The 22,375-nt window shown below is 52.6% G+C and carries 19 protein-coding genes; 4 read left to right on the forward strand and 15 right to left on the reverse strand.

Translation table 11 applies throughout. The features are described 5' to 3' along the window. Positions 1-232 precede the first annotated feature (232 nt). Positions 233-703, forward strand: a complete 471-nt coding sequence (locus C4F51_RS04280; RefSeq protein WP_193907472.1) for a DUF4442 domain-containing protein — start codon at positions 233-235, stop codon at positions 701-703. Positions 704-793: 90 nt separating this feature from the next. On the opposite strand, the gene C4F51_RS04285 is transcribed toward C4F51_RS04280, so the two are convergent. The 6 genes from C4F51_RS04285 to C4F51_RS04310 form a co-directional block, all read right to left on the reverse strand. Then, the gene (locus C4F51_RS04285) at positions 794-1,288 is read right to left on the reverse strand and encodes a hypothetical protein (protein ID WP_193907474.1); all 495 of its coding nucleotides are present in this window, start codon (positions 1,286-1,288) and stop codon (positions 794-796) included. A 1,199-nt stretch (positions 1,289-2,487) separates the two neighbouring features. Next, positions 2,488-2,727, reverse strand: a complete 240-nt coding sequence (locus tag C4F51_RS04290) for a hypothetical protein (RefSeq protein WP_193907476.1) — start codon at positions 2,725-2,727, stop codon at positions 2,488-2,490. Positions 2,728-2,853: 126 nt separating this feature from the next. Further along, entirely contained in the window at positions 2,854-3,336 is a 483-nt protein-coding gene (locus C4F51_RS04295) for a hypothetical protein (RefSeq protein WP_193907478.1), read from the reverse strand. Between the two features lie 212 nt (positions 3,337-3,548). Continuing rightward, positions 3,549-4,325, reverse strand: coding sequence for a ferredoxin--NADP reductase (locus C4F51_RS04300; RefSeq protein ID WP_193907480.1), 777 nt, complete (start codon positions 4,323-4,325; stop codon positions 3,549-3,551). A gap of 137 nt (positions 4,326-4,462) precedes the next feature. Further along, complete coding sequence (locus tag C4F51_RS04305; protein WP_193907482.1) at positions 4,463-5,398, reverse strand: electron transfer flavoprotein subunit alpha/FixB family protein; 936 nt, start codon at positions 5,396-5,398, stop codon at positions 4,463-4,465. Next, a complete protein-coding gene (locus tag C4F51_RS04310; protein ID WP_193907483.1) occupies positions 5,398-6,147 on the reverse strand; it encodes an electron transfer flavoprotein subunit beta/FixA family protein in 750 nt (249 codons plus the stop codon). The genes C4F51_RS04305 and C4F51_RS04310 overlap by 1 nt, the downstream gene beginning before the upstream one ends. Before the next feature lie 138 nt (positions 6,148-6,285). Here C4F51_RS04310 and C4F51_RS04315 point away from each other — a divergent pair, with 138 nt between their 5' ends. Both C4F51_RS04315 and C4F51_RS04320 read left to right on the forward strand, forming a co-directional pair. Continuing rightward, positions 6,286-7,245: a LysR family transcriptional regulator gene (locus tag C4F51_RS04315; RefSeq protein ID WP_193907486.1), complete on the forward strand. Its 960-nt coding sequence runs from the start codon at positions 6,286-6,288 to the stop codon at positions 7,243-7,245. Positions 7,246-7,448: 203 nt separating this feature from the next. Further along, a complete protein-coding gene (locus C4F51_RS04320; RefSeq protein ID WP_193907488.1) occupies positions 7,449-9,098 on the forward strand; it encodes an electron transfer flavoprotein-ubiquinone oxidoreductase in 1,650 nt (549 codons plus the stop codon). A 259-nt stretch (positions 9,099-9,357) separates the two neighbouring features. Here the strand turns inward: C4F51_RS04320 and C4F51_RS04325 are convergent, their stop codons facing one another. Together C4F51_RS04325 and C4F51_RS04330 are read right to left on the reverse strand one after the other, a co-directional pair. Continuing rightward, complete coding sequence (locus C4F51_RS04325) at positions 9,358-9,576, reverse strand: VF530 family protein (protein ID WP_193907491.1); 219 nt, start codon at positions 9,574-9,576, stop codon at positions 9,358-9,360. 76 nt (positions 9,577-9,652) lie between these two features. Beyond that, the gene (locus C4F51_RS04330; RefSeq protein WP_193907493.1) at positions 9,653-10,885 is read right to left on the reverse strand and encodes an MFS transporter; all 1,233 of its coding nucleotides are present in this window, start codon (positions 10,883-10,885) and stop codon (positions 9,653-9,655) included. Positions 10,886-11,008: 123 nt separating this feature from the next. On the opposite strand from C4F51_RS04330, the gene C4F51_RS04335 reads away from it, so the two are divergent. Next, complete coding sequence (locus C4F51_RS04335) at positions 11,009-11,785, forward strand: AraC family transcriptional regulator (protein ID WP_328701309.1); 777 nt, start codon at positions 11,009-11,011, stop codon at positions 11,783-11,785. A gap of 10 nt (positions 11,786-11,795) precedes the next feature. Here the strand turns inward: C4F51_RS04335 and C4F51_RS04340 are convergent, their stop codons facing one another. The 7 genes from C4F51_RS04340 to C4F51_RS04370 all read right to left on the reverse strand — a co-directional run bounded on the left by C4F51_RS04340 (position 11,796) and on the right by C4F51_RS04370 (position 22,348). Further along, positions 11,796-13,913, reverse strand: coding sequence for a hypothetical protein (locus C4F51_RS04340; RefSeq protein WP_193907495.1), 2,118 nt, complete (start codon positions 13,911-13,913; stop codon positions 11,796-11,798). Then, positions 13,910-14,590: a PilW family protein gene (locus C4F51_RS04345; RefSeq protein WP_193907497.1), complete on the reverse strand. Its 681-nt coding sequence runs from the start codon at positions 14,588-14,590 to the stop codon at positions 13,910-13,912. The genes C4F51_RS04340 and C4F51_RS04345 overlap by 4 nt, the downstream gene beginning before the upstream one ends. A gap of 12 nt (positions 14,591-14,602) precedes the next feature. Continuing rightward, the gene (locus tag C4F51_RS04350; RefSeq protein ID WP_193907499.1) at positions 14,603-15,010 is read right to left on the reverse strand and encodes a type IV pilus modification PilV family protein; all 408 of its coding nucleotides are present in this window, start codon (positions 15,008-15,010) and stop codon (positions 14,603-14,605) included. Beyond that, entirely contained in the window at positions 14,991-15,470 is a 480-nt protein-coding gene (locus C4F51_RS18245) for a pilus assembly FimT family protein (RefSeq protein ID WP_193907501.1), read from the reverse strand. The genes C4F51_RS04350 and C4F51_RS18245 overlap by 20 nt, the downstream gene beginning before the upstream one ends. Next, a complete protein-coding gene (locus C4F51_RS18090; protein ID WP_193907503.1) occupies positions 15,464-15,883 on the reverse strand; it encodes a type IV pilin protein in 420 nt (139 codons plus the stop codon). The genes C4F51_RS18245 and C4F51_RS18090 overlap by 7 nt, the downstream gene beginning before the upstream one ends. Before the next feature lie 262 nt (positions 15,884-16,145). Further along, complete coding sequence (locus tag C4F51_RS04365) at positions 16,146-19,250, reverse strand: efflux RND transporter permease subunit (protein ID WP_193907505.1); 3,105 nt, start codon at positions 19,248-19,250, stop codon at positions 16,146-16,148. Continuing rightward, positions 19,247-22,348, reverse strand: a complete 3,102-nt coding sequence (locus tag C4F51_RS04370; protein ID WP_193907507.1) for a multidrug efflux RND transporter permease subunit — start codon at positions 22,346-22,348, stop codon at positions 19,247-19,249. Before C4F51_RS04370 ends, C4F51_RS04365 begins: the two co-directional genes overlap by 4 nt. Positions 22,349-22,375: the final 27 nt, after the last annotated feature.

Raw genomic sequence — 22,375 nt, forward strand, 5'->3', positions numbered from 1 at the left:
ACCACTCCTCCCCCGGAACAGGAAAATCCAGGCATTCATGCTCATCCATAGAAATTTTGAAGGATAGGAATCAACCCGTCTGCGGGATTGCCCCGGTGATGATTTGCCTGCCGCTGAGTCGGGCGTATTTTCCATGGCGCGAAGGGGGGCGATTGGTGGTATCAGGCGACTTTTGGCTGATCGGGTTTGCTATGCTGTTGTATGTTGGTTTTCGGTATTTGCAGGAGTGTTTATGCGTCCCCGTACGATGCGTCGTTTGATTAATCTCTGGCCCCCATTATTGTTCTCCGGTATCCATGCCACCTCCATCAGTGATGATTTTCGTGAGGTGGATGTCGCCTTGCAACTCCGCTGGTACAACCGCAATTACGTAGGCACGCAATTTGGTGGCAGTTTGTTCGCGATGACCGATCCATGGTACATGATGATGTTACTGCACAATCTGGGTAAGGATTATTTTGTCTGGGACAAGCACGCTACCATTGACTACATTGCCCCCGGGCGCGGCAAAGTAACCGCGCGGTTTCGTTTATACGACGACGTGCTGCATGAAATTCGTCAGCGCACCGCCTTTGGCGAAAAATACCTACCGGAATTTGTTGTGGAAATTGTCGATGAAGAACACAAACTGGTCGCGCGCGTAAATCGCACTTTGTATGTGCGCCGTAAGCCGGCTGTGAGAGTTGCTGTTACAACCGATTGAAAATCTTATGGATGAAATGTAGTAGGTTGTAGTTAATTATTTCTCTAGGGCAATTTTTGTTGGGCTAGTGATGGGCGGTTACTAGGAAATTTACAAAGAAATTTTTATGTAACATAAACGCCCACCTCTTTTTAGTCTTGGAGCATAAACCCAATATAATTCTTTGTCCCTTGAGTCTAAGCCTAGTTTGTATTCAATTGATAAATCGGGGTTTTCCAAAAGAATAGAAATATATTTTGTTGGTCTTGATCCACTGTTTTTTAAAGAAGTCCTATTTTCAAAGGCAACAGATAGTTTTTGATGTATATCAGTTTTTTTTCCGTCAACCCAAATTTTTGTTGATGGGTCTTTTGTTATGTGTTTTGTTTTGTTTAGGATGGTGTGCACAATGAGATTGTCAGAAATATATAAAAACAAAGAAAGTGTTGCTATGCCAGCTCCCAAGGTTAGTCTTTTCTTGCTTATGCTGCCTTTATGAAAGCTGTAAATTAAAAATCCGATGTATAGTAAGGCTGCTAAAAGTGAAATAATAAATAAGCCTTGTATTCGGCCAGATATAGCAAGAAATATTTCCAAAACGTTCATTGCGAGTAGTCCAATATCAAGATGCTACAAAAGGGTTTTACAAAAATCAATATCGAATAATGGTCATTTAAGCTGACTGCTAAGGATGTGGCTGAAAAAGATATGCGCTCATAGGCTGAGTGCATATCTTTCTTTTCATAAAATATGGCTTAACTACAGTTATTTTGATATTGCTGTTCGCATGGCGGTGGAGGGGGTGGTGTCTGCTCAGTAACATTTGCTACGTATGTACCGGTTACGTGAGCTGATGCACTTATGGGTGGTCCTGCTCCTACCCCGACTGACGTTGTTACACCAGTATAGTTGGCACCTGCAACTGTGCTCACCGATGCTACTACACCGGCTCCGCCACCTACTGACGTTGTACCACTTGCACCCGATAGATCATCAACAGATTCCGCATTTGTCGTTGTCACTCCTGCTTCTACTGCAATACCCGGTGTTCCTCCACCAATTCCGCCTGTAACTGTTACTGCAGCCCCTCCTTTACTATCCACGGCTACTCCAACAGACGCGGTCACGGAGCCGCCCCATGAGGCGGTTCCCCCTATGTGCACTTGTCTAGTGCCGTCGCGAGGGAAAGGATTTGGAGCTGTTGCTGTAAAGCTGGGGGGGCGCAGGCCTCCAACCTCCATAGGCGTTAAATGCACTTGAACTAAAAGTGGACGCAAACATTCCTGTTGGGTCAACCTTGTTAATAGGATAATTTCTCACATAGATATATAAGTTAATCTGATCCTCGTAGCCCACTGGATCGGTTTGCCCCAGGTATCATAGCGAGGCTGAAAAAGTTTGGTGGAAGAGCTGTTGGTGACCAGAGTTATGCTGCCCTGATGATTGGCTCGCAAATGGCACCGACTGGCTGCATTAACTGCTGCGCCTTGAAACCAGACCGCTGGGTCATCAATTTCCGCGCCGTGAATGTAGCGGTCTTTTACTGTGGTGCTGGTTCCGGTAAATTCTGCTGCCAGTTCTTCTTTATCATAAAGGAAGTAGGTTGTGGATGATGGACTTGCATTTTATAAAGTCGACCTGTGGGCATGCCTCTGTTCAGTCTTGAACGTGCTGGTTGTGGCTTCACTTAATGATTTCTGACACAACCAATCTGGATGGATAGAATGTGGATTCTCCATTCACATTCTTAATCTCGTGATCAACATAAATACCTTTAATTCTGATCATGGTGTTTGCGTTCACGTTCAATTCATTAATAGTTTTTTTCGTAATCTCCAGGTCCAAACAGTCTTCTGGTGCGTTTTTTCACAAATAGCGATTGTTTGAGGTGTGATCATAAGGGCTCCAGAAACAATAATTTCTTTGTCATGATATTGCTCTTTATTGTTCAGCACCTGCGTCACGCTTCTTTGCTCAAAAAGGGGGCACCCCGGCAGAGAATATATTATTAAAATTAAAACGGTCCATTTTTTTAGGTTTTTCATCTTCCACGCTCCCGGAATTTATTGATACGTAATTGAGTGCTTCGTTTTCTTCGGAGGTTGGATTTCTGTCAATTTTGGCCGCCCAATGGTTGGGTTGGATGGGGCACCCAATTTCTATTGGGTTTACTACTTTTTTATCCCGCATCGCCATGAGATGGCAACCAGGTGTTTTTTCATTTTTCTGGAGTTTCTTACTTTTAGAAAAATAAGAAACTTACCTTCGGGATAGGTGATTCTATATCCGGATGACATGATGTTTTCCAGAAAATCCTTATCCTCTCTATTGTTGCGGGATGGGAATTCTTCAATAGACGTTATGTTGTCCGGGGTTAGCCTGATCTCCCTTCCTTCTTTTGTGAAGATTAACTCGCTGTCGGATAGGAAAAATTTTTTATGGTTGGGTTTTATTTTGAAGTCCCAGAAAATGTGGGAAATAAAGAATAAGCTCCATATGCAGGCTGCAATAAAAAGACCATCCATGGAGTAATAAGAGTCTGAGTTAAATATCCATGATAGAAAAATAAGCACGCCTAAAAATGTTACGGTTAAAACAAGCCCTCTGTTGAGGGATATAAATGAATAACTATATTTTTCTCCGGGAGATTCCATGATGGCTCACTTATTGAAAATTATTTTTATTTTAAGGGTTTAAAGCGGTTCTCTACAGGTTAAGTGGTGAGAGCGTGGCTCTCTTTTTTATCCGTAATGATAGTTGAGGCTGCTCTTTCGGAGTAAATGCTACTGTTTATTTTTTGGTGTTGGGGTTTTGTAAAGAAAAAGGGCAGCGGTTGCTGCCCTTTTTCTATCGTAACGGTCGACGCTTACTTCTCTACGAAAGCACGCTCAATTACGTAGTCACCGGCGGTGCCTATGCGCGGGGAAATTTGGAAGCCGCGGGCATTCAGCAGGTTGGTGGTGTCTTCCAGCATGGCCGGGCTGCCACAAAGCATGGCGCGGTCAGTTTCCGGGTTCAGCGGTGGCAGGCCTATATCTTCAAACAGTTTGCCACTTTCAATCAGGTCGGTCAGGCGGCCCTGGTTGCGGAATTCTTCGCGCGTTACTGTGGGGTAGTAAATCAGTTTTTCGCGGATGTCGTCGCCCAGATATTCGTGCTCTGGCAGTTCTTTGGTGATCAGGTCAGCGTAAGCCAGTTCGCTTACAGTGCGCACGCCGTGGATCAGAATGACTTTGTCATAATTAACATAGGTTTCCGGATCGCGGATCAAGCTCATGAAAGGCGCCAGACCGGTACCGGTGCTGAGGAAGTACAAGTGCTTGCCTGGTTTCAGGTCAGTCAGCAGCAATGAACCGGTTGGCTTTTTGCCGACCAGAATTTCGTCGCCTACTTTCAGGTGCTGCAAGCGTGAGGTCAACGGGCCGTTAGGTACCTTGATGCTGAAGAATTCCAGGTGCTCTTCATAAGAAGCGCTGGCGATACTGTAAGCGCGCAGCAGCGGACGACCGTCTACTTCGAGGCCGATCATTACAAACTCACCACTGACAAAGCGCAGGGAGTCATTACGAGTAGTGGTGAAACTGAATAGTGAATCGTTCCAGTGGTGAACGCTGAGAACTTTTTGGGGTTCAACGGCTGCCATGATGTAAGGCTTTTCCTTTCGGTAAAAATAAATGAATGTACGAAACTGTATTTCGTACCTGGATGTTTGTGCGACTCTGTGGTCAGGTAACCTGGCCGATTATGCCCGGCAAAAAAGCCGGGCAATGTTGCGCAATATTAATTCAGTGCTTGTTCAAGTTCCTTGACCGATTCGAACAGATCCGCCACCAGACCATAATCGGCCCATTGGAAAATCAGTGCGTCCGGATCATGGTTGATGGCAACAATGACGCGACTGTCTTTTATACCTGCAATATGTTGGGTCGCGCCGGATACACCCACTGCAATATACAGCTCGGGTGCTACCACGGTTCCTGTTTGGCCGACCTGAAATTCGTTAGGGGCAAAACCGGCATCAACAGCGGCACGGGTTGCGCCCATGGCGGCATTCAGTTTGTTGGCCAGCGGGGCGATAACTTCCTGGAATTTTTCAGCGCTGCCCAGTGAGCGGCCACCGCTGACCACTACGCGAGCGGTGCTCAATTCCGGGCGATCGCTTTTTTGAATTTCGGTGCTGATCCAGCGAGCCAGGCCAGCTGACGCTTGTGCCGCCAGAGTTTCAATGGGCGATACCGTGTCACGATCCGGCGTGGCTTCAAACGCAGTCGGGCGCACCGTCAGCAGTTTGATCGCTGAGTCGTTACGCACTTTGGCGTTGAGGTTGCCGGCATAAATAGGGCGTAAATAGGTGGATGCGTCGATGATGCCGGTAACGTCGGACACCATATCGAGATCCAGCAATGCGGCAACCCGTGGCAACAGGTTTTTACCAAAGCTGGTCGCTGCGGTAACAACAGCGCGGTACTCGCTGGCGATGCCGGCAATCAGCGGTGCCAGATCTTCTGCAACCGGATTGGCGTAAAGTGCATCGTCAATAACACGAACGCGGGTTACGCCATTCAGGCGCGCGCCCTGTTCGGCCAGCGCACTGACGTTATGACCGATAATCAGCAGATCAACCGACTCACTGAACTGGTCAGCCGCGGTGATTGCCGAGCGGGTCGCGGCGCGCAGGGTTTGATGATCGTGTTCAGCAATAATCAAGGTAGACATCAGATAACCCTCGCTTCGTTACGCAATTTATCCACCAGCTCCTGGATGCTGGCAACCTTGATGCCGGGCGCACGGGCAGGCGGTTCTTCTACGGCCAGCAGGTGCAATTTGGTGGCGGTGTTCACGCCGAAGTCCGCCAGTGCCACGGTTTCCAATGGCTTTTTCTTGGCTTGCATCAGATTGGGGAGCTTGAGGTAACGTGGTTCATTCAAGCGCAGATCGGCAGTGACTACCGCTGGCAGGTTCAATTCAACGGTTTCCTGACCACCATCAATTTCGCGAGTGACCTGAACGCTGTTGCCGTTGAAAACCAGTTTCGAGGCAAACGTGCCCTGGCCGACATTCCACAGCGTAGCCAGCATCTGGCCAATTTCGGCTGCGTCTTCATCAATCGCTTGTTTGCCAACCATCACCAGTTGCGGTTGTTCGCGCTCAACGACTGCACGCAACACCTTGGCGGTCGCCAGCGATGAAAGTACGTCGGAGGTTTCAATCAGGATGGCACGGTCAGCACCCATGGCCAGCGCGTGGCGCAGGATGTCCTGATGTTGTGCGGTGCCGATAGCCACAGCAACCACTTCTGTTGCCGTGCCGGCTTCCTTCAGGCGAACCGCTTCTTCTACCGCGTGCTCATCAAAAGGGTTAATGCTCATTTTTACACTGGATGTGTCGACATCCGAGCCGTCCGCTTTGGGACGAACACGGATATTGTGGTCAACCACCCGTTTGATACCCACAACAACCTTCATTTCCTATCCTCGATAGCGCTACCCGCAGGCAGTAAATGTCAGGAGGCAATTTTGCCCGGCCAAATGTGGAGCATTATATGAAAATGATTATTATCTGTTAAGTTGATTATCTTTATATGCTTAGTCAATAATGGTTATATGCGATATTCAATCCGCCAACTGGAAGTCTTCGTTGCCATAGGCCGTCAGGAGAGTGTTTCCCGGGCCGCCGAAGCGCTTTCTCTCACCCAGTCCGCCACCAGCATGGCGCTCGCCGAGCTTGAGCGTCAATTCAATACCCGCCTGTTTGATCGCCATGGCAAACGCTTGCAGTTAAGTGAGCGCGGCCGCGAAATTTTGCCCCACGCCATGGAGTTACTCGACCGCGCTTCGCAACTGGAAGAAATGCTGGACGGGGACGTGGCTGCCGGCTCGCTGCGCCTGGGCGCGACACTCACCATCGGTAATTACCTGGCGACTTTGCTGATTGGCGAATATATGCGTCGCTATCCGGGCAGCCGGGTACAGCTGGGCGTGCATAATACCGCGTTGGTGGTGGATCAGGTGGCGCATTTCAAATTGGATTTCGGCATGATCGAAGGCGATTTCCGCCACTCGGATCTGGAAATTACGCCCTGGGTAGATGACGAACTGGTGGTTTTTGCCGCGCCCGATCACCCGTTGGTAGGCAGAACCGGGTTAACCGTTGACGACCTGGCCGAACAAGCGTGGATTCTGCGCGAGCAAGGTTCGGGTACCCGTCAGGTGTTTGATGCCGCTTTTCGCCATGTACTGCCTTATCTTGATGTAAAGCTGGAGCTGGAACACACCGAAGCGATCAAGCGCGCGGTAGAAGCCGGCATGGGCATTGGCTGTATTTCCCGCCTGGCGTTGCGCGATGCATTTTCCCGCGGCAGCCTGGTACCGCTGGATGTAAAAGGCCTGGATTTAAAACGTCAGTTCAACTTTGTTTTTCACCGTCAGAAATTTCGCTCTGCCAGTATTGATGCCTTTCTTGCTATTTGTCGTGAGGCGACCCGGGATATTACCCGCAGTGATCAGATTGTTTTCCATCGTCCGGATGGCCGTCGGATCGATTTCAGCCAACCCTCCTCGTAATTTTTCCATTAAGCCCCGTGGCTTTGCCGGGTAATAGCAACCTTTTGCCGTGTATACCCGGCTTTTTCTGCTTTATTCGTGGCAAATATCTTCCCGATGATTCCGTTCAGGATGCGTGTCTGTACAATAGGCGCCTTTTCCGTGAAGGCCAGAGCGGTGCCCGGTTGGCAACCGCCGTTTGATAGAACAAAGGTGAAAACACCATGCAACGTGACAGCATGCATTATGACGTGGTTATCGTTGGCGCAGGCCCTTCAGGGCTGGCCGCTGCGATCCGCTTGAAGCAATTGGCCGAGGCCGAACAGCGCGAAATCAACGTCTGTGTATTGGAGAAAGCATCCGCCGTAGGCACCCATATTCTCTCGGGCGCCATTGTTGATCCGATTGCATTGAATGAACTGCTGCCCGACTGGAAAAACCAGGGGCTGCCGTTTCACTCCGAAGTGAAAGAGGATCGGTTCTTCTGGCTGACTGAAAACGGCAAAGTGAGCATTCCTCATGTGTTGCTGCCGCCGCTGATGAAAAACTCCGAAGCCTATGTTGTGAGCCTTGGCCAGGTTTGCGAATGGCTGGGGGCGCAAGCCGAAGCGCTAGGCGTGGAAATTTACCCGGGCTTTGCTGCCGCTGAAATTCTTTATGATGAGCAAGGTCGTGTAAAAGGCGTTGCCACTGGCGACATGGGTGTTGGTAAAAATGGCGAGCCCAAGCCGGAATACACCCAGGGAATGGAGCTGCACGCAAACTACACCTTGTTCGCTGAAGGTGTGCGTGGTTCGCTGACCCGTCAGCTGGAAGAGCGTTTTGAATTGCGCAAAGATGCGCAAGACCCGCATTACGGCCTTGGCTTCAAGGAATTGTGGCGCATTAAGCCGGCTAAATATCGCAAAGGCCATATTTCCCATACGCTGGGTTGGCCGTTGGATAATCAGACCGGTGGCGGTGGTTTTATTTATCACCAGGGTGAAAATGAAGTGGCAATCGGCTTTGTGGTTCACCTCAACTACAAAAATCCGCACCTGTCATTGTTTGATGAATTCCAGCGCTTTAAAACCCATCCGTTGGTGCGTGATTTACTGGAAGGCGGCGAGCGGCTTTCTTACGGCGCGCGCGCAATTTCCGAAGGCGGCATTCAATCGCTGCCGAAATTGACTTTCCCTGGCGGGGCCTTGATTGGTTGTGCTGCCGGTATGGTGAATGTGCCGCGCATTAAAGGTTCTCACAATGCAGTGAAATCCGGCATGTTAGCTGCCGAGGCGGCTTTTGCTGCGCTAGGTGAAGAGCGTGCCAATGATGAACTGGTCCGTTATAGCGAACAATTGAAAAAATCCTGGGTTTGGCAGGATCTGGACAAGGTGCGCAACGTCAAACCGGCACTGTCCCGCTATGGCACTTTGGCCGGTATGGCCTACGCCGGTTTTGAACTGTGGCTTGGCAGTTTTGGTGTTCGTTTGCCCTGGACATTGCCGCACGGCAAAGCCGATCACGACAGCCTGGTACCAGCATCTGAAGCGAAAGCTATTACCTATGCAAAGCCGGATGGTGTGTTGACCTTTGATCGTTTGTCTTCCATTGCGCTGTCGAATATCAGCCATGAGGATGATCAGCCAAACCATTTAACACTCAAAGATGCGTCCATTCCGGTGGCTTATAACTTGCCGATTTTTGCCGCACCGGAGCAACGTTATTGCCCGGCAGGCGTGTATGAAATTATTCAGGATCACGGTCAGCCGAAGCTGCTGATTAACTCCCAGAACTGCATCCACTGCAAAACCTGCGATATCAAAGATCCGAAGCAGAATATTGTTTGGGTAACACCGGAAGGCGGCAGCGGGCCTTGTTATATCGGGATGTAAATTGAGATATAGCTGCGGCTGACTTTCTCCAGCTTAACAAGAGTCTGAAGAGGCGAGTCGTTCATCCGCTTTGCATCAAAACCTGTATTTCAAAAACGCATAAATACATCCTGTAGCTCCGACGAGTCATCCCTGACTCGACGGTTTTGAAATACAGGTTTTGATACAAAGCTACTATCGTGCCTATAAGAAAGTTTGATGGCCGTGTTCTTCAATAAATTCGCGTTTTAATGGGGAGAGTTTTGTCGCGGTGTTGGGCTTAGCTGGAAAACGTTTCTATGTATAACGCCTCAACCTTCTCTCTCGCCCATGGCGTTTTGCGTAAAAATTTCAAACTGGATTTCACACTCGGATCAGCTTGAAAGCAGCGTATGCTGATCAGTTGGCCCAGCTTTTCCCAACCATAATGTGCATGCAGCTGCGTAATAACCTGTTCGAGGGTAACACCGTGCAGCGGGTTGTTTGGTTGTGATGACATAGAGGCGAGTCCGTTAGTAAAAGTCTTGCCAGTGTAACGGCAACCCGCCCCTTTTCAAAAGCAATGCAGTATTGCTTTAGTGTTTTTTGCTACTCATATCCGGCAGGAAAACAGCGAATATGCCAAGCAAGGGTAACCAGGCGCAGAGTTTGAAAATATAGGTAATGCTGGTTACGTCAGCCACGGCACCCAGCACCGCCGCCGCGATACCGCTAAAGCCAAACATCATGCCGTAAAAAATACCCGAGATCATGCCGATTTTTCCGGGCATCAATTCCTGTGCGAAAACGATAATCGCCGAGAACGCCGATGATAAAACCAGACCGATGATGACACTCAATACGCCTGCCCAAAACAAATTGCAGTAGGGCAATAACAAGGTCATGGGCGCTACGCCAAGAATGGAAACCCAGATCACCTGTTTGCGCCCGATTTTGTCGCCAACAGGGCCTCCAACAAAGGTGCCGATAGCCACAGCAGCTAGAAACAGAAATAAAAACAGCTGCGAACTGGCGATGGAAATATCGAAGTTTTCTATCAGGTAAAAGGTGTAGTAGTTGCTTAGGCAAGCCATGTAAACATATTTGGAAAATACCAGCAGCGCCAGCACCAGCAAGGCATTGGTGGTTTGTTGCTTCGACAGGCCATTGTCGAGATTTACCGGCCCGCGCGCTTTGATTGCCGCATGGGATTCAACCACCCAGCGGCTGACTTTGTGCAACACAATAATGCCGACGATGGCAAGAATACAAAACCAGCCGATAGCGCCCTGGCCGCGTGGAATAATAATCGCTGCTGCCAATAATGGCCCCAGTGCCGATCCCGCGTTGCCGCCCACCTGAAAACACGACTGCGCCAGACCATAGCGACCACCGGATGCCATGCGCGCTACGCGGGAGGCTTCCGGGTGAAAGGTGGATGACCCGACTCCAATAATCGCCGATGCCACCAATAGCAGGGTAAAGCTGTTGACGACGGCCAGCATGATCAACCCGACCAGGGTGAATACCATCCCCAGCGGCAGCAAGCCCGGTTTGGGGTGTTTGTCGGTATAAAGGCCAACCGCCGGTTGCAGCAGTGACGCCGTGATCTGAAAAATCAGTGTAATCAAACCTATTTGGGTAAAGGTGAGCAGATACTGCTCTTTCAGCATCGGATAAATAGCAGGCAATACCGCCTGAATCAGGTCATTCAGAAGGTGAGAAAAACTGACCGCGGCGACCACAGGAAAAACCAGCCGGGACGGATCATAAGTAGAGGAAACCGGCGATGCGAGGGGAGCATCCGGCGATTCATTAGCAGTTTTCATAACAGTCTTCACAGCGAGCGGATAGGAAAAAGGCGAGTATAGGCGCGAGTAAAAAAGTTCAAATGACAATAATTGATGAATAAGTGACAATCCGTAAATTACCGCCAATCGGGAGGTTATCTCGTGGCCATTCGTGAAAATGAAAGTGAGGCCTGGCAGCATTTGCCGCGCCCGGTGGTTGCATGGGCGGGCGCTTATGCCATGGGCGATTCGGTGCCCATGCATCAGCATCCAAGAGCGCAGCTGCTGTATGCCGTAGAGGGCGTAATGCGGATTCATACCAGCGATCGCGTTTGGATTATTCCTCCGCAGCGGGCGTTGTGGGTGCCGCCGGGTGTTTTGCACAGCCACATATCCATGAGCGATGTGCAGATGCGCACGCTTTATATCAACCCGGATATTGCTGAAGCCCTGGGGCTGGATTGCTATGTGTTCGCGGTGTCGCCCTTGTTGCGGGAATTGATTCTGGCCCTGAGCCGGGAGCCGATGGAATACCCGGTGCCCGGTCGGGGCGAGCATCTGGTGGCGTTGATTCTTTCGGAAATTGCCTCGGCGTCGCGAGTGCACATGGACATTCCCTGGCCATCTGACCGCCGTTTGCAGCAAGTGTGTCAGCGGGTGCTGGATAACCCGGGCGCTGCCAATACGATAGAGCAACTGGCAGATGCCGCCGGTGCCAGTAGCCGGACGATGATCCGGCTGTTTCAAAAACAAACCGGATTGCGCTATCGCCAGTGGTTACAACAGGTTCAACTGGCCGAAGCGCTGGCAAGGTTGGATCGCGGTGAGTCCATTGCCACTATTGCCCGGGCATTGGGCTATGCTCGCCCGGGCGCTTTCTCGGCGATGTTTCGCAAACACTTCGGCAGCTCGCCGCAACACTACTGGAAACAACAGTAAGCGTTGCCGCTTACAGATAACGGCTCCAGCGAATATCCATGCTGCCACTGGCACCGGCTTCGCCAGCGCCGGGTACGCTGCTACTGCCGGTCGGGTCGTAACCGGGCGGAAGGTCGCGCAAATCGACAGTCGTTTTTGCCCCAATGCTATGTTTGAGAATCTCCCGTTGTGCCAGTGCTGTAATGTAGCCGTGCACAGTGGTATTGCCACTGCTGACGAACAGATTGCCTGCCTTTACTGCGCCGCGAATATCGGTGCTGGCACCTGTTTTGATGTCCCCGCCCTGATAGGTGTCGCAAGTGTTATCTGTGCAGCTACCGGCCATGACCGCATAGTTGGCAATACCATTGACAGCGTTGTACAGGTATTCGCCATTTTTACAAAGCTGGGTTGGTACTACATTAGGGAAATATTTGTTAACGCAAATACCAGTCGGCGCATAGGTTTTGTCGTTTTGCTGTCCGTTGTAGCCGGCAAAGTTGGGCGCGTACATATCCATCTTGCCTGCGGTATCAACATTACCGGTGGCCAGTAGGGTGTTGTAATAAGTGCCGGTTGAGATAGTCAGGTCGCCCTCAAAGAAGGCAATGCCCGGCGCAAGGCTGGTGCCATCCAGCGTCCATTTACCCGTTTTGGTTTTTGCATCCCATTTGTAGGAAATCAATATGCTTTGCAGAACGTCATGGCCTGCGCCAATTTTTATCACGCAGTCGCTGGCTTGTGAGGGCTTGGGGACAAGGCACGCCCAATCATTAAATACTGTGTTACCAATTTTTCCGTGGAATAAATAATAATTTCCGTTGGGGATACCCTGAATATTCTTGAGCGTAACACGCAGCGTTGTTTTATCCGGGTCGACATAAAACACATAGTTTGCTGCTGGTTTTAATGCATTTACATCAAACACTTCCTTGCGGATATTAACCGGCAAGGCGGGGGAAAGGTCCAGTGTGTAGCCAGGTATTTTCTGACGTTTATTTTCCGGAGCCAGATGCCCACCGTTGTCTGGAAACTTGAAGTTACCACCGTAAGTTGCTTTTTCCTTCAAGGTAAAACCCCAGGTAATTGAGATATTGCCTTCTGCATACATATTGGTAATGGTGGCCGAGTTTTCGACGATAATATCGCCCCGGCTATTTACAGTAGTAATGGTTGGTGTACCGGAAAGACGCACACCGCTGACTTGCGGATCACAAAGTCGTTCGGCATCGACGGCGCATTTTTGCAAATCACCTTTGCCCGCCAATGCAGTGACCGTGCCCCACTTGCTGCCAGAAATATGAATTGAGCCATTGGCGATAACATCTTCATTGACCTTGCCGTTCGGGTAGGTCACGTTGAATGCACAAATATTATTGGTAGCAGACAGCAATCCGGCTGATGCACCACTACTAAGATGGATATCGCAGTTCGCATGCAATTCCTTGAAAAAGGAGCTGCCGCCATTGAATTTGATAGAGCCGGTGGAGCGAATAATATCCACACCGGTAATGGATGTGCTGCCAATATCAACATTACCAATCACGTTAATTTCATAAGCGGTGGTGTCACCTTTATCTTTAAAAACATCAATCCCGCCGGTCATTTTCAAACCGCCATGGAAATTGATGGTGCTGTTGTTGGGTACACTCTCGCCCGTCGTCGGTTCGGTGCCGGTGTACATGACTTCGAGTGTGGATGAAGAATGGGCGCGGGTATCTTCGGCGGCAATTGCGGTAATTTGCACTACGATATGCGGCATCTCACCTTCCAATGCGCGTGATGTTAGCAACTCAGTTCTTAGAATTTTTGCAGTAACGTCATCCATCCCAAGGTTGATATCCACCGGCGTGCCTGCGGCAAGTGCTGCCGTCAGTGCGGTATAAAAGGTTTCCCATTCGGTTGCATCCTGACGCAGCATTTGAAAATACTGTCGGGTGACTTCGGCCGCTGACCAGGCTCTGACTTGCGCCTGGGTTTGGGCATGTACGCTGATGCTTTGTTCCTGAGTAACCCGGATGTGATAAACGGAGCCAATAATCGCTGCCGTCAGTGACAAGCCGATCATTAATAGAATCAGCATCGAGGCGATGCCACTCTGTTTTTTAAACGTGGGCATGGAAGTTCGTAATCGTTTTGTCTGTGTCATGGCGTTACACCGGGGGTAACTGAAAAATTCAGCAAGCAGGTTGTACTATTCAACGTTTGCCCTGAAGCTTCAGCGGCATTCAACGTAATACTGATACTGCCAGCCCCGGCAACACCGAAACCCCGGCAGGGTGTGGTGATGTCGTGCGTGGTCAGCGTAATGGTGACGGCGAGCAGTGTCTGAATATCCTGGGTGTCGAAAATCAAGCGACGGAATTCCCAGTCAGAGGCGGAGGCATCGGATATGGAGGCACAATCTTTCTCTACCAGTTCATACAGCCCTTTTTCTGCATCGCCCGATGGCGCATACAAACCGGCGCATCGGCTCTGGGCTGCAGGTTGTACCTGCCAGATGAGCACATTGCCGGTACCGTCATTGCCGATGGGTGTTCCTGCAACGCGATTGTCGGTGCGGGTTGCTGCAGATAATAGTTGCAAATGTTCACTGCGGTTGGCATTGACCACACCATAACCGGCAGATTGAAGATGAATACCGGCAATCAGCAGCCCGGAAGCACGCTCGCCGGTTATGCGGGCATCGCGTGATGATTGTGTGGTGGTTTTAACGCTGTTGCTGAACAGGCTCATCATGCCGAGAATGGCAATCATGGAGATCAGCAAACCGATCATCAAACTCAGTAGCGACATACCTGTCTGACGATTTTTTGTTAACTGCATGAAATAGTGGCCTCAGGGAGACGGTGCGGGTGTGCCGTGCGACAGGATGATTTCGCCATCACCGCCATACAAATCGGTGCTGGATGCTGTAAGAGAAAGTCCGGTTTGAACCTGGGGCAAGGTTTTTGCCGACACGTTGATCCCGGGAATGGAAACGGTCAGTTCCTGGTTAACGGGCGTTTCGTTCAGCGTAATAGTCTGCTCGGCAATGCGCATTGTCTGTTTGGCGCTGTCGCGAGTCTGGAGATATTCGCGCATGTGCATGACAGTAAGATTTTGCGTGGTGGTGTAACGCTGCGCCGCCAGCGATTTGGACGTAGCGTAAGCAACACCCAACCCGAGAACGGAAACCAGCAACATACTGATCATCGATTCAATCAGAGAGCTGCCCTGTTGATGTTTAATAGAGGATGCCAACATCTTCTTCAGAACCTTTACTGACTTTGTAGGTTACCTGGTGGGTATTAATAACCATGTCGCCGCTATCCAGCAGCTGACCGGTATTGGTAAAGCGAATACTGCTGGAGGCCGGATCGGTAAATTCGATAGTGATGCCTTTGGGGATGGGCAGGCTCCATTTCTCTGCAGCGTCGGCATCGTTACAAAGGGCCGGGCAGGCAATCATAAGTTCGTTGGGGGTATCAATCATCAACTCGGCAGCAGGATCATTCGCCGTCACCATTTTTGCATTGCGCAAGGCCAGGGCTTTTGCCTGCCCCCATGCCTGTTGCAGAGAGCTCTTGCCGGTGTGTACCTGAGTGCTGCCAACCCAGGCACCGGTAAATGGCATGGCGACCAGCGCTAAAATGCCGCCGATCAAAATAACAATCATCAGCTCAATCAGGGTAACGCCACGCTGATGTGTGCAAGGTTTTACCATGAAGTCAGGCTGCCACAGTCGCCGGTAATGGTGCGGGTATTGTCGTTTTTCAATGTCAGGTCGCAGGTGTTCATACTGCCTTTGCCTGTGGCCTTCAGGGTATAAATCTGCGTACCGCTGGCGGGTTTAGTGTAGCTGTAGTCAAAAAAATCCCCCTGAGTTGCCTGCCAGGTAGTGAACTGGGTGACGTTTTCCTCGGTGGAGTATTTCAGCTTCCGTTGAAAATCATTTTCTACCGCCGCGCTAAGCGAAATGAGATCGGCTCCGGCAGTTTTAGCGCGACTTTTTTTGATGAAATTCTGATAACCGGGCAGGGCAATAGCCGCGAGAATGGCAACCACCACCACCACGATCATCAATTCAACGAGGGTAAAACCGACTTGCGAATAGCGGGACTGCGAGGGGCGGCGCATATAAGGTTCTCATGCGTAGATGTGGCATAAGGCGCCATACTCGAATTTGCGCAGAAGAAAGTCAACAAGAATTGTGCGGCGCATCACATCTTATTGTTTTGAATCAGATTTCTTTTTTGGGTGGTGGACTCGGCAGTGTGGTTTGACGATTTTGGCCGCGGCTGGTTACTTTGTGAGTGGTTGGCGGTCAAAAATTGGTTGCAGAAATAACGGCGCCGGCGGTGGGTTGCCGGCGCTTGGAGGCGTGGGGAAAGGCTCTATTTCAGAGCGAAGGGTTTACCTCGCCCGGTGAGGCGTTAATACGCTTGCCCAGCGTCTTTTCCCGCAGGCGTTCCATGTACAGATAAACCACCGGTGTGGTGTAGAGGGTGAGCAACTGGCTGACCGCCAGGCCGCCGATAATGGTGATACCCAGCGGCAGCCGCAGCTCCGAACCTTCATTAAAACCGAGTATCAGCGGTACGGCGCCGAGCAAGCCGGACAGGTTGGTCATCAGAATGGGGCGCAGCCGCATCATCGCCGCCCGATGAATTGCTTCGCTGGCGGTTACGTCTTCGTTACGTCGGGTCTCGATGGCGAAGTCGATCATCAGGATGGCGTTTTTCATGACGATGCCGATCAGCAGAAATAAACCCAGCAAGGCGATCAGGCTGAATGGCGTGTCACTCAGGCGCAGCGCCAGCAGCGCACCGATACCCGCCGATGGCAGCGTAGACAGAATCGTCAACGGGTGCAGCGTACTTTCATAAAGCACGCCCAACACCAGATACACGGTAATCAAAACACCGAGAATCAGCAGCGCCGAGTTATTTCCCAGCCCGGGTGTGCTCGGCCCCCAGCCTGCAGCTTTACTGCCCGGCGCGCCAACATAGACACTCGACGGCACCATCACTTCGGCCAGTTTCCGATCAATAGCCGCCCGCGCCTGGTCGGCGGTAACGTCTTCGGCGAGGTCATAGCCAATACTTTCCGAGGCGAACTGGCCGGTATGGCGAACCCGGTCATTGGCCATGCCATAACCAAAGGTGGTGAATGCTGACAAAGGCACCCGTTTGCCATCTTCCGCAATAACCTGCAATTCTTCCAGTACCGCCGGCGTGCTGGTGTATTCCGGCTCCAGCTCCATCACCACCCGGTACTGGTTGAACTCGTCGTACATGGTGGAGACCTGGCGTTGCGAGAAGGAGTTGTTGAGCACCGACGCCACCATGCGCATATCCACGCCCAGCCGCTGTGCGGTTTCCCGGTCGATATCCAGCACAATTTGCAGCGCGCCGTCTTCGCGCACACCGTCAACACTGGCCAGTTCCGGCATTTCTTCCATGGCGCGGGTCATTACCGCTGCCCATTTTTTCAGCTCGCGCAGATCATCCGACAGCATCAATAATTCCTGGGCGCTGCGGCTGAAGGGCGATGACAAACGGATATCCTGGTCGGGGCTGATCATTAAAATAGCGCCCGGCAAACGCGGTGTCTGACGGCGAATGCGGTCTACCACATCCTTGGCAGATTCGCCCCGTTCGGCCATGGGTTTGAGGCTGACGCGAATCCAGGCGTTACTGATGCCGTTACCGCCGCCAGCGGCGCCGAACACATCTTCAATGGCAGGATCTTTCAGCAAAATTTGCCGGAACTCTTCAATCTTGGGCTGCATGATCTGGAAGGAAAAACCATCGTCACCGCGAATAAATCCGGCCAACTGCCCGGTATCCTGCTCGGGCAACATGGTTTTGGGGATGCTGACGTAGAGATAAATATTCACACCGATCACCGCCACCAGCAGCATTAATACCAGCAAGCCGTGGCGCAGCACCCAGCGTAAACTGGTGTCGTATTTTTCCCGCAGTTCATCCACCAGGGTAATGCGCTTTGGTTTGTCGCTCGGTACCTGACGGGGCAACAAATGGGCGCACAAGCTGGGCGTAAGGCTGAGCGATACCGCCAGCGAGATCAGCATGGCCGCTGCCAGGGTAATGGAGAATTCGCGGAAGAGTTTTTCAACAATACCGCCCATAAACAGGATGGACACAAAAATCACCACCAGCGTCAGGTTCATCGCCAGCAGGGTAAAACCGACTTCGCGGGTACCGAGTACCGCCGCCTCGTAGGGCGACAGGCCGCGCTCGATGTGCCGTTTGATGTTTTCCAGCACCACAATCGCATCGTCCACCACCAGACCGGCGGCGACAATCAACGCCATCAACGACAGGTTGTTCAGCGAGAAACCATACAAATACATCACCGCAAAAGCGCCGATCAGCGATACCGGAATCGCCAGGCTGGGAATCAGCGCACTGCGGAAATCGCCGAGAAATCCCCATACCACCAGCACCACCAATACCACGGTAACCGCCAGGGTAATTTGCGCTTCCTTAAGGGTGGCGCGAATACCGGGCGAGCGGTCCATCACCACTTTCAGTTCGGTATCGGCTGGCATCAGCGCCCGTAAGGCGGGTAGTTGCTCGTTAATGGCGTCGATGACCTGAATGATGTTGGCGCCTGTCTGGCGGCTGACCGCCAGCGTCACCGCGGTGCGGTCATTGTGAAAGCCGTTGGCATAGCGGTTTTCCACCGAATCGGTCACCTCGGCTACGTCCTTCAGGCGCACTGGCGCGCCATCCTGGTAGCGAATCACCAGCGATTGGAAATCGACCGCTTTGCGCAGGTTGTCGCTGGTGCGAATTTGCCAGCGGCGCTCATCTTCTTCCAGCACGCCGAGCGGCATCACCACATTGGAGCCGCTGATGGCGTTGCGCACGTCATCCAATGCGATACCGTACTGGGCCAGCGCCCCCGGGTTGAGTTGCACGCGAACGGCTGGCAATGACGCACCGTCAATGCCTACCTGACCCACGCCAACCACTTGTGAAAGTTTCTGCGCAAGGATGGTAGACGCGGTGTCGTAGAGCGCACTCGGCGAGAGATTGGGTGAACTCAGCGCCAGCACCATAATCGGCGCTTGCGACGGGCTCAGCTTGCGGTAGGAGGGGTTGCCCGGCATACCGGCGGGTAATTGACCGCGGGCGGCATTGATCGCCGCCTGCACATCGCGTGCAGCCGAGTCGAGGTCGCGATCATAGGCAAATTCCAGCCAGATTTGTGCCGAACCCTGGTTGCTGTTGGAGTTAAGGGCGGTTACGCCGGGGATGCTGCCAAGCGCGCGTTCGAGCGGTGTGGTCACCGTGGCCGCCATACTTTCCGGGCTGGCGCCTGGCAAGCTGGCGCTTACCTGGATGGCCGGCAAGTCAACCTGCGGCAGCGGGGCGACCGGCAGCATACGCCAGGCCAGCAAACCGGCGAGAACTATCCCGACCGCCAGCAGGCAACTGGCGACCGGCCGACTGATAAAAGGTTGCGCCATATTCATAGGGTCGAACCTGTCGCTTGTTCTGCCGTTGTTTGCTGTTGTCCGGCTTGCTCTTTTTGACCGAAATGGCGATCAAAGAACAGATAAACCACCGGTGTGGTAAAGAGGGTCAGCACCTGGCTGACCAGCAGCCCGCCCACCATTACCAGACCGAGTGGCTGGCGCAACTCGGCGCCGGAGCCGCTGGCAAGCATCAAGGGAATTGCCCCGAACAAGGCCGCCAGGGTGGTCATCAGAATCGGGCGAAAACGCATCAGCGCGGCGCGGTGAATAGCCGCGCGCGGTGTCAGTCCTTCGTGACGTTGCGCCTCGAGGGCAAAGTCCACCATCATAATGCCGTTCTTTTTCACCAGCCCGATCAGTAACACCACCCCGATTACCGCAATCAAATCCAGCGGTCGCCCGGTTATCAGCAGCGCCGCCAGCGCGCCCACAGTTGCTGATGGCAGCGTGGACAGAATAGTCACCGGATGAATAAAGCTTTCATAAAGCACGCCCAGCACGATGTACATGGTGACAATCGCCGCCAGAATCAGCCATAAGGTATTGCTGAGTGATGAGCGGAATGCTTCGGCAGCGCCCTGAAAGCGCAGCTCGATATAAGCGGGCAGTTGCATGCCATCACGGGTGGTTTCAATGGCTTTGATCGCCTCGCCGAGTGAAGCACCGGCCGCCAGGTTGAACGAGATGGTAATGGATGGGAATTGCCCCTGATGGTTAATCAGCAGCGCGGCGGGGCGCTGGGTAATGGTCGCGACGGTACTGATCGGCACCGGAGTGCCGCTGGAGGTGGGAACGTAGGTATGGTCGAACGCGCCCAGCCCCTGTGCCTGCGCCGGATCGACTTCCATCACCACCCGGTACTGGTTGGACTGACTGAACAGCGTAGCGATTTGCCGTTGGCCATAGGCGGTTTGCAACGCCGCCGAAATATCGCTAACCCGCACGCCCAGCCTGGCAGCCGCATCGCGGTCAATATCCACATAGGCTTGCAGCGCACGGGTTTGCAAATCACTGGCAACATCGGCCAGCGCCGGCTGTTCGCGCAACTGGTCAAGCATGCGCGGAACCCACAGGTCGAGGTCGGCCATGCTGGGCGTGGTCAGGGTAAATTGGTACTGGGTGCGGCTGATACGGTCTTCAATGCTCAGTTCCTGTACCGGTTGAAACCAGGCGGTAATACCGGTAACCGGCTGAATTTGTTCGCGCAGCCGGTTAATCACCACCGGGGCAGAGTTACTGCGCTGGTGGTGCGGTTTGAGGTTGATCAGCAAGCGGCCACTGTTGAGTGTGGTGTTGCTGCCATCCACGCCGATAAACGATGACAGACTCACCACATCCGGGTCTTTCAATATTTCTTCAACCAGCGCCTGTTGCCGCTCGGCCATGGACTCAAAGGAAATGTCTTGCGGTGCTTCGGTCACGGCCTGAATGACGCCGCTGTCCTGAATCGGGAAAAACCCTTTCGGCACGGCCAGATACAACCCGGCGGTGAGCAGCACCGTGGCCACCATCACCAGCAGTGCGGCGGTCTGGTGTTGCAGTACTTTATCCAGGCCGCGTCCGTAGCTGGCAATCAATTTGTCCATAAACCCAGGGTTACTGTCGTCGTGCACCGGGGCATCTTTCAGCATGCGGGCGCACATCATCGGCGTCAGGGTTAGCGACACCAGCAGCGAAATACCAATCGCCACCGCCAGCGTAATAGCGAATTCCTGGAACAGACGGCCAACCACATCCCCCATAAACAACAGGGGAATCAGCACTGCAATCAACGAGACGGTGAGGGAGATCAGCGTAAAGCCGATTTCTTTCGCGCCCTTGAGCGCTGCCTGCATTGGCGATTCGCCCTGCTCGCGGTGGCGGGCGATGTTTTCCAGCATCACGATGGCATCATCCACCACGAAACCGGTGGCGATGGTCAGTGCCATCAGCGATAAATTGTTGATGGAAAAACCCATCATCAGCATCACACCAAAGGTGCCGACCAGCGATAAAGGTACAGCGATACTGGGAATAATCGTGGCAGGCAAGGTGCGTAAAAAGGCGAACGTCACCAGTACCACCAGGCCGATGGCAAACACCAGCTCTTTTTGTACATCGCGAATGGAGGCGCGAATACTGTGGGTGCGGTCGGTGAGTACTTTTACATCAACCGCAGCGGGCAGGGTGGCCGTCAATTGCGGCAACAGCGCCTGAACGCTGTCGGCCACATCAATGACGTTGGCGCCCGGCTGGCGTTGAATGTTCAGCAGTACGGCCGGTTGAGTGTCGGCCCAGGCGGCAAGAAAGCGGTCTTCGGCACCATCTTCTACCGTGGCGATATTACCGAGGCGCACCGGTGCACCCTCATTCCAGGCGACCAGCAGGTTGCGGTATTCCTCAATCGAGCGAATCTGGTCGTTGGCATCCAGCATAGTGGAGCGGTAGGGGCCATCGAAGCTGCCTTTGGGCTGGTTGGCATTGGCGGTGACGATGGCATTGCGTACTTCATCCAGGCTCATGCCCAGCGAAGCTACTGCGGTCGGGTTTACTTTTACACGAATTGCCGGGCGCTGGCCGCCCGCCAGAGTGACCATACCAACGCCGGGCAGCTGGGCAATTTTTTGCGCCATGCGGGTGTCGATCAAATCATAAACGGTGGGTAAGGGCAGGCTGTCGGACGAGATCGCCAGGGTCAGAATCGGTGCATCCGCCGGGTTGACCTTGCGGTAGATGGGCGGTGTAGGCAAATCGCCGGGCAACAGGCTGGAGGCGGTATTCATCGCCGCCTGCACTTCCTGCTCGGCTACCCCCAGGTCTATTTCCAGCGAAAACTGCAGGGTAATAATGGACGCGCCGGTGGAGCTGGTAGAGGACATTTGTTTAAGGCCGGGAATCTGCCCCAAACGGCGCTCCAGCGGCGCGGTAATGGTACGGGCAACCACGTCCGGGCTGGCACCGGGGTTAAAGGTAAATACCTGGATAATCGGGTAATCAACTTGTGGCAGGGCTGCCACCGGCAGCATTCGCCAGGCCAGCAAACCTGACATCAACAGCGCCAGCATCAGTAGCGAGGTGGCTACCGGGCGCAAAATAAAGGGGCGTGAAACGCTCATAACTCTCGAGTCTCCTGGTTCGCGCAT

This window comes from Cellvibrio polysaccharolyticus (assembly GCF_015182315.1).
GTDB lineage: Bacteria > Pseudomonadota > Gammaproteobacteria > Pseudomonadales > Cellvibrionaceae > Cellvibrio > Cellvibrio polysaccharolyticus.